The organism is Nostoc sp., assembly GCF_036919675.1.
Classification (GTDB): domain Bacteria; phylum Cyanobacteriota; class Cyanobacteriia; order Cyanobacteriales; family Nostocaceae; genus Nostoc.
This window is the reverse complement of sequence record NZ_JBALCP010000096.1, coordinates 67,544-79,963: the sequence shown is the minus strand read 5'-3', so window position 1 is coordinate 79,963 and position 12,420 is coordinate 67,544. Positions and strand designations below refer to the sequence as shown.

Here is a 12,420-nt window from a genome sequence, read left to right as displayed (position 1 = left end):
GCAAAAGTAAAGATAAACAAGGTGAAAAATCAAAGTTTTATAATGGTATTTTCACGCTGATGAATTAGAGGAGACTGTGACCACTACACTACACTGGCAAGAGCGGGTTGGTAATCAAAGGGATTGGGTTTGGCGGGGCTGGCAAACTCGCTATACTTACATTCGCCCTGCCCAAAATAACCACAAGACAACACCTCTGATTCTGTTACATGGCTTTGGCGCTTCCATTGGTCATTGGCGACATAATTTAGAGGTGTTGGGTGAGCAGCACACAGTTTACGCCATTGATCTGCTGGGTTTTGGCGCTTCTGAAAAAGCCGCAGCTAATTACAGCATCGAACTCTGGGTAGAGCAGGTTTACGACTTTTGGAAAACATTTATCCGTCAACCAGCGATTTTGGTGGGCAATTCCAACGGTTCACTAATTTCCATGGCCGCCGCCGCCACCCACCCCGATATGGTGTTGGGTATGGTGATGATGAGTTTACCCGACCCTTCGCTAGAGCAAGAAGCAATCCCGCCTGTGCTGCAACCAGTGGTCAGAGCAATTAAAAATATTGTCGCTTCGCCGTTGATTCTAAAACCTGTGTTTAACTTCGTGCGCCGTCCAGGGGTGCTGCGTCGCTGGGCAGGTCTTGCCTACGCTAAACCAGAGGCGATTACCGATGAACTCATAGAAATTTTAGCAGGGCCTCCCCAAGACAAAGGTTCAGCGAGGGCTTTTAGTGCTTTATTCAAAGCTGCCATTGGAATTAACTTTAGTCCCAGTGTCAAGGCAGTGTTACCAACCTTAACAATTCCGATGCTGTTAATTTGGGGACAGAAGGATCGGTTTGTTCCCCCAGCCCTAGCTAGCCAATTCGCGCAGTACAACGAAAAATTGGAAGTGCTGAATTTACCAGACGTGGGTCATTGTCCCCATGATGAATGTCCAGAACAAGTTAACCAAGCTATTTTAGATTGGATTAAGAGATGGGTTGGCGATCGCCAACCGTTGGTTACTCCCTAAATATTATGCAATGGGAGCGATCACACCAGCCAGTAAGTAGTCGAACAGAATTAATTATACAATGTCATTGCGAATGTAGCGTACTCCTTCTCTTCGAGACGCTTTGCGAACGGAGAAGCAAGCTACGCAAAGCGTCTCGTAGACAAGCGAAATTAAGCAATTCGCTTGTGGTTGGGATTGCTTCTCTTCTCTACGAGAGGCTGCGCCAACGCTCGCAATGACGGTAAATATTTTTGTCCATCTACTTACCTTGGCCACTATTGAATTTTGAATTGCTTAACACCTAGCCAATCGTGGCTTGGTTAGTGTCAACATCTGTAGCGCCATTCACAGAATTAGCTACAGAAACCATCTTGTTGAGAATTTCTTGACTGGGAACTTTACCTTTCAATACTACAGTGCTACCCGTTTGAGCAACCCAAAGGGTATCAACATCATCAAGTTGAGGGTCTTGATCAAATGCCAACGCTACCCGCTTTGCCAAGCCACTTTGGTCGTATTCGCCGCTTAATCCTAAACGTTCTGGGGGGATTGATTGCGTATCAGTAGAAGCAACACTAGTACTTGGATCTGCCGCTATTGACTGCGGAGTAGGATTTACTTCGGCATTTTGAGGTTTTTCCATTCCAAATAATCTTTGTAACCAACCCATAAAAACTTTTCTCCTATTAGAGGCTTATTAAACCTGAGTATAAAAGCTTTACAAAAATACCGCATCTACCAATCAAAAGAGATGCATTGAATCAAATTCCTCCTTGCAGGATGATTTCTGCCCAATTAATCTCTAGAGAATGCAATGAGTGCAGCTATTGAGTTTACAATAAAAGGTCACACTGACAATTAGTGCAGTAGTACGTCACCGGAGAAATCAACATACATTTTACAAAAAGTCAAGAGTTTAGAACTCAAGGAATTTTGAATTTTGAATGAGTGAATTCTGCCAAACGGTACTAGTGTTACGTTACTCAAATCCTGTTCTAGCCTCTGTTGGCGAAGATGAAACATACTCTTTCAGTTCTCGTAGAAGATGAGGCGGGTGTTCTTTCCCGCATTTCTAGTTTATTCGCCCGTCGCGGCTTTAATATTGAAAGCCTTGCTGTTGGCCCTGCTGAACAAGGAGGAGTCTCCCGAATTACGATGGTTATACCTGGTGACGATCGCATTATCGAGCAACTCACCAAGCAACTGTACAAGTTAGTCAATGTCCTCAAAGTACAGGACATTACCGAAACTCCTTGCGTCGAGCGGGAATTGATGCTCTTAAAGGTGAATGCTAGTAGCAGCAATCGCTCAGAAGTGATCGAACTGTCTCAGATTTTCCGGGCGCGAGTCGTGGATGTGGCGGAAGATTCTCTCACCTTAGAAGTTGTGGGAGATCCAGGTAAGATGGTAGCGATCGTGCAGGTGTTGCAAAAATTTGGTTTGAGAGAAATCGCCCGCACTGGCAAAATTGCTCTGACTCGTGAGTCGGGTGTGAATACCGAGTTACTCAAGTCTTTAGAAGCAAAAGTTTAGTTAGGAACTTAAATAAAGGCTTGTAAATAATTAACTTGTGGGGGCGCAGATGTGCGCCCCCAACCTGTGTTTCATCATTTTACCCCTTGAATAGATAGCGGGATGGGAAAGAGGATTTGAAGCTTTTCCCCAAATTAAAAAAGATGCAAATTGTAAACGCGACAGTTTAAAACAAAGTTAGAGAAAGAGTAGGTTAGCTTATGCAAGCCGATGCATTAATAAGGCGGACGACGCATTCACAATGCAAGCCGACGCATTCACAATGCAAGCCGACGCATTCACAATGTAAGCTAACGCATTCACAATGTAAGCCGACGCATTCACAATGCAAGCTAACGCATTCATAATGTAAGCTAACGCATTCACAATGCAAGCCGACGCATTAACTTAACTTTGTAGTGCGTAGGCGTAGCCCGTCGTAGACATCGCAAACCGTCTCCATGAGAATCGCTTGGCACAGACAGCATAGCTTTTAGGCGGTGAGATGCTTACAGTCTGACTTTTTCTTAGGTTTAACTGCTTACTAGTACAAAAGTATGAGTTATAAGTTAGTAAAGCGAGATTTGAGTTCTGGCTGTTTGTCACAATAGTAACAGTCAAAATTTTGCTTACTTTCTCAAATAGTCTGTGTTAATCAAATTACAATGCCGCAAGTAGAAAAGCTAAAAATTTTTCTCGCCTCCCCAAGTGATGTTGCTATAGAGCGTCGTCATGTGGAAAAAGTAAAAGAGGAGATAAACCTAACTGTCGCGGCAGATAAGGGAATTGTGCTTGAAGTTGTTAGTTCAAAGAACGCTTTTCCCGGCTACGGCAAGGATGGTCAAGCCATACTCAATGAGCAAATTGGCAAGATGCAAGAGTATGAGCTATTTATTGGCATTATGTGGAATCGAATTGGAACACCAACCCCACGTGCAAAATCTGGAACGGCAGAGGAGTTTGGACGAGCAGTTAAAGCCTTAATACGCAAAGGAAAACCACAGGTTTGGTTCTATTTCCGTGAAGCACCGGCTCACTTGACTACAAAGGAGGATTTGAGACAACGGGAAGAGGTACTGGAGTTTAAGGCTAAGTTTCGAGGCCAAGGGTTATTTCGCGAATATGAAACTCCTACTAACTTTCGTGATCAATTCCGACAACACTTAACTCTCTGGCTGAACCAGCATACAGGTGGAGCGTCCCAAGCTCGTACTGTGCCTAAGAAGCAAAGCGAGAAAATACAGGAGGTAAAAACAACTACATCAAACACGTCATCTGCAACACCTCGAAAAAGTCCTGCCTCAAAAAGCGGCACTTCCCGAAGTATTGGGGCTGTGAAAAACTCAGGAGATTGGGTCATGCTGAATGATAAATTTTTCCAAATTAAGTCGAGTGTTACTCAATCAGATCGAAGCATTATTATTCAACTGTCACCTAAAAATATGGAACAGGTTGCTGAGTTGAAGTCTCTTCATCCAGGAGAGTTCCACAATAAAAAGCAGATTACTTATGCTGATCAGCACGATGCTGGCATTATGGAAGTGTCGTCTGTACTATCTGAGTCGATGGCTGGAAAAGCCAGCTTTAAGATTACGCTTAAACCGATTCAGCGATCACAGAATAATAGCTTTGTAATGGAGGTAAATTCCAACAACTACAGTGCTGACGAAATTGCTGAATTCCGTATTCGTCAGATATTGCTAGGAGAAGCACCTCCTAAAGATATCGGACGGTTCTTTCCTATTACTCAAATTATTCAACCATACAACCATACAGTAGAAGTTACAAAAGGAATTTTTCCAGAACTGTGGGCAAAGCTTCAAACACAACCGAGATTATTTTTGCCAAAAGCATGGCTATGGGCAGTGTATTATCTGAAGATGAGTCAACTTGTTGAAGATGTCTTAGATTTAGAGCTTAGTTCAATTAAGGCAATTTCCGTTAATAAATTTACCGCCGCCGTTGGTTTCGACTTCGCTCAACCAACTAGGAAATCGAGAGTTGAGCGAAGCGATGCACTGAGTCGGTCGTTGTGTCGAAACTCGTCAACCTGGGTATATTCTTTGTCAGAAATCACCTAAGAAGAAGGTGATGCCTGTTCGATTTCGAGGAAAAAGGCGGGTATATCCCAATCAGGAACCCCGCATTATTGAAGTCTTAGGAAGCTGTACTCTCAGTGCATAAATGAACGGTAATCATTCTACGAAAATTGCAATGTTCTTCAAGCTTCTAGCCTCGATCAAACTCAAAAAATTAGGAGCTACATTTGCTGGTATCTTCGGTGTGATCTGGCTATTTCTGGAACCAGCAGGACTTTTCCTACCTGAATGGTTCAAATGGGGATGGTGGGGTTATGGTGGATTGATTTCCCTTTCCTTAGTGATTGCGATCGCACTGAACCTTCCTCGCTTTTCGGTTTCTAGATCATTGTCTTCACCCAATACCACGATAGAGATTAAGATTGGTGACCTCTTTGATGAACCTGGGCACTTAGTGATTGGGGCTAACGATGTTTTCGATACGGAATTAGGGGAGGTAATCAAACCCTCAAGTGTGCAAGGGCAATTCCTCTCACGAGTGTATAATGGCGACCAAAGACGCTTGGATGCTGAGATTGATATTGCTTTAGAGCCTTTAAAGGCTGACAAAAAGAAGGAACAGAATAAGAAAAAGGGGAAATTGTGGCGATATCCAATTGGCACAACTCTTGTATTGGGATCGCCGGATAGACGGTTCTTCTTAAATGCCTATGGTTGCATGGATAATAATCTGAGAGTCAAGTCAACTGCTGATGATATCTGGCATTCGTTAAGTTCCCTCTGGGAACAGGTGCGGCTAAAAGGTCATGGATTAGAGGTTGCTATCCCGATAATCGGCTCAGATCTTGCTCGGACGAATCTTGCCCGCATGACTTTAACGATGCTCATTGTTATTTCGTTCATTGCTGCGTCGAAGAAAGACTTTGTGACGAAGAAGTTAACAGTAGTCATCTATCCCAAAGACTTCAATTCTGTGGATTTGTATACACTAGAAGATTTCTTGGACTCAACGTGCTTTTGAGATAAAATTATCTTTGATTAGACATATAGCGGTTCAGACTGCATAGTATTCCTTTAAATTTAGAGCAGTCTAACATTGTACTGTAACGCATGGTAATTCAGCGATCGCTAGGAAGAGGTTACTTGCCGTCGTCTAGCCCTAGCGTTAGTGCAAGGTACTAGGGAGAATTACTTTAAATAAATCAGCAAGTTCAATCCTGAAATCGTGCAGGAAAGTGTCCACAAAACTAGCGTGATGTTAATTCCACCCAAACTCCATTGATACCAAACAAGCGCAGAGATGATACCTGGTAAGTGTTCGTCTCGCAGGCGAACGTCGTTAAATCCTAATTTAATTAGGTTGTTGAGGCTAAAATCATAATAGTTGAAGCAATTCCAACGGCGATCGCTTTGGAGGGGCATATATCGTTCACGAAATGTCTGATTCCTTGGTATCACTGGCAAACGTCCAATCAACAATCGTAATTGGCGAAATGTCCCGTCTTCTGTGAAGTAAGAAACGTGCATTAATCGTGATAACGACCTTGTTGGTATCGGATCAATAAAGCCACTGGGGACAATAATAATTAAAAGACACCCCAATGTCAGCCAAGGTTGTTCAGCATTGCGAAAGATAGCTAGTAAGCTCAAGAATTCTAAAACGCTAAAACTCACTAATATCGAAATGGTTTCGTAAGATGTGGGAATAATTGGTACGGGATGCAGCCGACGATAGCGATCCAATAACCAAAATAGTAAGCCGAAATAAGCGATCGCAACTCCTCAGAGGGAAAAAGAGAAGAATTAATAAAACGCAAAGGAAGGCAAAGGAAAGCGCAAAGGAGCGCAGAGAAACTCCTCTGTATACCTCTGCGTTTAACCTCTGCGTGCCTATGCGTTTAAAAAATAATTTATCCAAGTTGCTCGATCATTCGTCGCTAATTAGTAGAACAATTTTACCCGTTACAGAACCGCTTTCAAGTAATTGGTGGACTTTAGCCGCTTCTTTCAAAGGAAACTTGTGACTAACGTGGATTTTTAACTTGCCTTCATCGATCCAGGTGGCACATTGTTCGAGAATTTCTGCATGATGCTGGAGACTCTCCTCCAATCCTAGCAACGCTGGTGCCAACATGAATTCTAAACCAATGCGGAGGTTGCGAGTTCTAGCAGTTTTCCAAACAGTATTGGCATCTGGTTCGAGAATCGTCACAATATCACCATATACTCGCACTGCGGGGAAAGTTTTCTCAAAGGTTTCACCGCCTACGGTATCAAAAGCCAAGTCTACGCCCTCGCCGCCAGTCCAATCTAATACCGCTTGCACAAAGTCAGTTTGTTTATAGAAGATTACATGATCAGCACCGAGTTGTTTGACGAAATTAGCCTTTTCCTCAGAACTGACTGTGGTGGAAACAGTAACACCTTTGAGTTTCGCCAATTGAATTGCTACATGACCGACACCACCAGCACCTGCATGAATCAAAACCCGTTCTCCAGGTTCCAATCGTCCCCGTTCGTATAAAGCTTCCCAAGCGGTAATTAACACCAAAGGCGCTGCTGCTGCTTCGGCAAAGGAGATAGACGCGGGTTTGTGAGCTACAAACCGCTCATCCACAACAGTATATTCAGCATAATTGCCTTGGTGTGCGCCCAAGCCACCGTAGCAAAAATATACCTCATCACCTGGGCGAAAACGCTGAACGTCAGCACCAACTGCTTCGACTACACCTGCACCATCACATCCTAAAATTGTCGGTAGGCTATCGGGGTAGAAAGTGCCTCGACTACGAAGTTTAGTGTCAATGGGGTTAATGCCAGCCGCCACCAAACGCACTAAAAGTTCAGTATTACTTACAGGAACAGCAGGGTTTGGCACTTCCTGTACTTGCAGAACTTCCGGACTGCCAGCTGCTGTCATCAAGACTGCTTTCACAACTCTTTCCTCCTGGCTTTAAATGCACGTTCATTTGCAACTTTACCTCAAGAGGGTGGATACAGAGCTATGTTTGAGGGAAAACTGCGATCTCTCCTAACAAAGCTGTTTTTACTCAAGCAAAAATACTCACTCTAACTCTAGCTTTGGTTTATTCTGAAGGTACGCCCCGCACATGGACTCCTAGCGACAAGGCGCGAGATGCCTACGTACTTCTACGCTCTTGTGAAAACTATTTTTAGATAAATGAGCGAACGCGCTCAATAATTTCGGATATTATTTATGTGGTTGTTCTCCTTGATTCCAAAGTTTCTGCCAGTTGTAATTCACACTCGTTACTGCAAAATCTGGTGGTTGATTAAAAGGATTAACTACATAACGGATACCGCAGTTTTGCTCAGACCAATTTCCATTTTGAGGTACTTCCACCAATGCCAAGATAAAGGCATCTGGCTTGTTCAGCGCTGTGAAAATTTCGTTTTTCGTAACAGTCACTGTGTCTGCACCTGAAATACGTCCCTTTACTTCAATAAACCTTAGCTGACCCGTGCTTAAAATATGTGATTCAATATCGTAGCCACACTTTTCTGCACTCACATCTTGCGGCTCAAATCCTAATGCTTTTTCAGCTGCTATTACCGCTTCCATAGCCAGTTTTTCTATTTGCTCCTTTTCTGTGGCAAAAGTGCTTGGAACAACTGGTTTATCGCCTTTCAAACGATGAATCAGACCAATCGGCACAATCAATGCACCACCAACAACCAGCGGCGGCTGCGGTAATAATTGACGCTCCTTTTCTAACTCTTCTAGCCGCTTTTGCCGCCGTGCCGTAATTTCCTCTGCCTTCCGATGAGCATTATCATAGTTGAGTCGGGCATTCTGTCTTCCGGCTCGTTCTTTTTGTTGCCACTTTTCTGCTTCAGACTCCCAGTAGTTGATTTCTTTAGTAAGTCGTTCTTCTACAGCCTTTATTGTCTTAGTAATTCGCTCTGTCCGGCGCTGCTGGACTTCCCGATAATGTTGGGGAACTAAATGTTTAATTGCATACTCCTGTGCTTGTTCGTCAATACCTCTCTGTAAAATTGAAGATTGCTCGACTAATATCTGGGCTATTAGGGATTGCTCTGATTCATTCAATGGTCGGTAATCGAGATAGGGAGCGTAACCGGCATTGTGGACTTGCCCTTCTGAGTCAATCTCTACATATTGCATCTGCTTGGACACATCGCGGTAATCGCCAGCTTTGTTAGTACGGGCATCTTGAATTGCGTGTTCCAAGTAGATTAGAATGCGGGCTTGCTCACCAAAGTCGTTCTCATTTACAAGAATGCTTCCTTGTTTTAACAAGGTGCGGTGACGTTGCAACAACAAGTCACGTATGGCATCTAACAGCGGATGACCTGGACAGATGAACTCGGCAGGAGGTTTGTTCCGTAGGTGGATCAGCTCTTTCTTAAAACAAATGTCGCTGTAGATTTTAGATAATCTATTGCGGATATCAACTGGAGTGAAAGTGACTTCGTAACGCCCCGATTGTTTTTCTTTTATTCTGCCGCCCAATTGCCCAAACGCTTGTAAGAAGAATTCAGCTATAAAGTATGGTTGTAGTTTACGGGTTTCAATCCGCTCTATGTCCTCACGAATTTGACGTATTTTGGAAAGATCCATAGATTCATAGTTTAGTGACCGCTCATCTAATAATTTCCGAAGGCGCTCTATTTCAAGACCAGCCTCAGCTTGGGATAATCGCTCTTGCACATCTTGTCGATTGCCATAGCGGATCGCATCAATTAACAGTTGCCGTAATGCCTCACCATTGATAGCCTCTCCTAAGACATCAAATACCTTACCGCCCAGAGCTTCTCGTGCAGTTTCTAGTTTTTTCAGCAGCGTTTTGTAAACCTCTCCCTCTCGTGTATCCTCAGCTACTAAGTTCCATAGATGACAGACTTCTGTTTGTCCAATCCGGTGAATGCGACCAAAGCGCTGTTCTAAGCGATTGGGATTCCAAGGCAAATCATAGTTTACCATCAGATGACATGATTCCTGAAGGTTAATACCTTCACCAGCAGCATCGGTAGCCACTAAAACTAGCACATTAGGGTCATGATTAAACGCCGCCTGTGTTCGCTGACGCTCATCTAGTTGCATACTACCGTGAATTGTCACTACAGCTTGACAACTTATCAATTTGCTCAACCGCTCTACCAGATAATCTAGAGTATCGCGGTGTTCTGTAAAGATAATAAGTTTGCGCCGATTTCCCTGAGCATCAAACATCTCTGGGTCACTTTCAAATAGTCGTGAGAGTTCTTCCCATTTACGGTCTGGTTCACCTGAGTTTACCTGTTGCGCTAGCGTTTCTAATTGCCGCAGTCGCTCAATTTCTGCCTGTAGTTCTGCAATAGTTTGCGCTGTCGTAGCTTGATCTACAAACTTATTTTCCAACTCTTCTAGCTCTTTACTTGTTAACTCCTCTATATCATCCTGATCAGTGTCAAGTGTTGCCTCGTTCTCAATTTGCTTGTCACACAATTTTTCTTCTAACCGCTGCCGCCGCCGTTGCAAAGACCGGTAAATTGCTTTTGGGGAAGATGCCAACCTTCGCTGCAAAATTGTGAGGGCAAAACCTATAGTCCTTCTGCGTCTAGACTCCAGTGCATCTGCACGGTTGAATTCTTCCCGTACATACTCTGTAACTTGTTGATAAAGATGGTTTTCTAAGTTTGAAAGAGTATAGTTGGGAGAGTAGGCTTTGCGTTCTGGAAGTAGCTTTGTACCGTCTAAGTTTACCAAGTCTTCTTTGACCGCCCGCCGCATCATATCGGAAACATCGGTAGGATGAACGCCATTGCGAAACTTTCCTTCAAAGCGATCGGGGTCGATTAAAGACATGAACAATTGAAAATCTGCTTCTTTACCATTATGAGGTGTGGCAGTCATCAGTAAAAAATGTCGGGTATGATCAGACAACAGCCTTCCAAGGTTATAGCGTTGATTTGGCTTCACTTCACCCCCAGAGAATGAGGCGGACATTTTGTGAGCTTCATCACAGATGATTAAGTCCCAATCAATTTGCTTTAAATCTTCTTGGAGTTTTTTGTCATGGGGTGATTTGTACCTTTTTAACTTGTCCACCCTAGCGATCAGTAAGGGCATTTTGTTAAAAACATTGCCAGTATTAGCTGCATTGATATCACTGTTTGTCAAAACTTCAAAATCTAGCTCAAACTTTTCCCTCAATTCTTGTTGCCACTGATCTACTAAATTACCTGGGACGACAATTAGGCAGCGTTGCAAATCGCCTCGGATAATTAGTTCTTTAATAAGCAATCCTGCCATGATAGTTTTGCCTGCGCCTGGGTCATCAGCTAACAAAAAGCGTAAAGGCTGGCGGGGCAGCATTTCTGCGTACACAGCTGTAATCTGGTGAGGGTAAGGCTCTACCAGTGAAGTGTGAATGGCGAGAAATGGATCGAATAGATGAGCCAGTCGGATACGGTAGGCTTCCGACACCAGGCGAAATAATGCACCATCTGCATCGAATCTCCAAAGAGATTTTTGGCTTATAATTTCCAGAGTTGGCTCATCCCAACGAAATAGCACGCGACTTCCTGTGCCACCACTGTCATCTTTATAAATGACGCTCACAGCATCTGATCCGTGTTGTTCGGCATTTACTAATGTGACAATACTGTTTGGCAAGATACCCTTGACCTTAACACTGCGCTTCAAATCCTCAAGTTGAGTCATGATTGAGATGCTTCCCTTTTGCGTAATATTGCTATTGTCAATCAAAGCTCTTTTAAGCAGTCGTTCACCTCGTTGTTAATACGTAAAAGCATATATGTAGAATTTTTGATGTACTGGCTTAACTTATAAGTAGGTGAGTGGAAAAATTTATCGTTAGGATAAGGCTGGAGGCTGGAGGGAAGAGAGTTTTGATCTATTTCATCTTTCTTTACATGGTTAGGTTTTATTGTGTCTACCTACTTAAGCGTCTGCAAATATTGAAAATAGAATATTGGTTGTATGTTGGAGTTACATAAAGAGTGCAATCGCATCGCACCTCATCTCACACTACAATTGCCTCGGTTGTATCATTCCTAAAAAGGAAAAAACCGCGAAACTTGGTGTTTGACGGTTTTCAATGTGGTGTGAGGAGTTTAACTATATATCATGATAAATTAGCTGCCCAACAACAACGCAGTCGTAACAATTTTGGTAACAGACTTTTTTTTAGCAACCTTAGACAAAGCACCATTACAACTAGAACCACATCCAGCAGTACAACCATAGTAATAAGCAGCAGTTTGCATCTCACTAATTAGGTATAAACTGCCAACTTCTAACAGTTTGCCAACTGTCAAGGTTTCACCATTGCGGTTTTTCGCAGGCAAATTCATCATTTGGTTAAAGTCACAATCATATACATTGCCCAGATAGTCAATTGAAAGTTCATCGCAACATATTAAATGTTCAATTGTGCTGGGATTAAAATGTGACTCTAAAAACTGCAAATAACTGGTGTACACTTTTCTGCATTATAAATGCATTTTGGTTCTACCAACTGGTAGGTTGGTAATGGTGAGGAGGTTGTTAAATACAATATTAAAATGTTCTTATAAGAACATTTTGTAATCTCGTTTTAGGTTAGTCTGTTCCAGAGCTAAGGTAAATTTTTCACCCGTAGGTAACTAGGGATTAAATACTAAGTTCAAAATTTAATTTTGGTCTTTACCATAGCCAAGTTGGTTAAGCCACTACAAAGCTTTGACTGAACTATCAAAAACACCAGTATCGTGTATTTTATCAACATTATCTGCTAAGTAGCAAAGCAGGGAAGTATTATCTGGTATTTAGCAAAGTATTCTGGTAAATCAGCAAATCTATCTTCAAAATAAATGGTCAAATTAAACATGGCAGAAATATATTAGTTTTTT

The 12,420-nt window shown here is 42.8% G+C and carries 7 protein-coding genes and 2 pseudogenes; 4 read left to right on the top strand and 5 right to left on the bottom strand.

Going from position 1 to position 12,420, the window contains the following annotated elements:
- Positions 1-76 precede the first annotated feature (76 nt).
- Positions 77-1,009, top strand: a complete 933-nt coding sequence (locus V7K49_RS20275; protein ID WP_335207106.1) for an alpha/beta fold hydrolase — start codon at positions 77-79, stop codon at positions 1,007-1,009.
- A gap of 283 nt (positions 1,010-1,292) precedes the next feature.
- Here the strand turns inward: V7K49_RS20275 and V7K49_RS20270 are convergent, their stop codons facing one another.
- A complete protein-coding gene (locus tag V7K49_RS20270; RefSeq protein ID WP_334867055.1) occupies positions 1,293-1,661 on the bottom strand; it encodes a BON domain-containing protein in 369 nt (122 codons plus the stop codon).
- Between the two features lie 344 nt (positions 1,662-2,005).
- Between V7K49_RS20270 and ilvN the strand changes: the two genes are divergently transcribed.
- From ilvN to V7K49_RS20255, 3 genes are all read left to right on the top strand, one after another.
- A complete protein-coding gene (ilvN, locus tag V7K49_RS20265) occupies positions 2,006-2,524 on the top strand; it encodes an acetolactate synthase small subunit (protein ID WP_298906950.1) in 519 nt (172 codons plus the stop codon).
- 644 nt (positions 2,525-3,168) lie between these two features.
- Complete coding sequence (locus tag V7K49_RS20260; RefSeq protein ID WP_335207105.1) at positions 3,169-4,584, top strand: hypothetical protein; 1,416 nt, start codon at positions 3,169-3,171, stop codon at positions 4,582-4,584.
- 133 nt (positions 4,585-4,717) lie between these two features.
- On the top strand, positions 4,718-5,563 hold the full coding sequence (locus V7K49_RS20255; RefSeq protein ID WP_335207104.1) for a macro domain-containing protein: 846 nt from the start codon (positions 4,718-4,720) through the stop codon (positions 5,561-5,563).
- A 167-nt stretch (positions 5,564-5,730) separates the two neighbouring features.
- Here the strand turns inward: V7K49_RS20255 and V7K49_RS20250 are convergent.
- From V7K49_RS20250 to V7K49_RS20235, 4 genes and pseudogenes are all read right to left on the bottom strand, one after another.
- A pseudogene (locus V7K49_RS20250) lies at positions 5,731-6,324 on the bottom strand (pentapeptide repeat-containing protein); the annotation flags it as partial.
- Between the two features lie 145 nt (positions 6,325-6,469).
- Positions 6,470-7,477: a zinc-dependent alcohol dehydrogenase family protein gene (locus V7K49_RS20245; protein ID WP_335207103.1), complete on the bottom strand. Its 1,008-nt coding sequence runs from the start codon at positions 7,475-7,477 to the stop codon at positions 6,470-6,472.
- A 276-nt stretch (positions 7,478-7,753) separates the two neighbouring features.
- Entirely contained in the window at positions 7,754-11,230 is a 3,477-nt protein-coding gene (locus tag V7K49_RS20240; protein WP_335207102.1) for a helicase-related protein, read from the bottom strand.
- Between the two features lie 500 nt (positions 11,231-11,730).
- Positions 11,731-12,392: pseudogene (locus tag V7K49_RS20235) on the bottom strand (DUF3641 domain-containing protein); the annotation flags it as partial.
- Positions 12,393-12,420 lie beyond the last annotated feature (28 nt).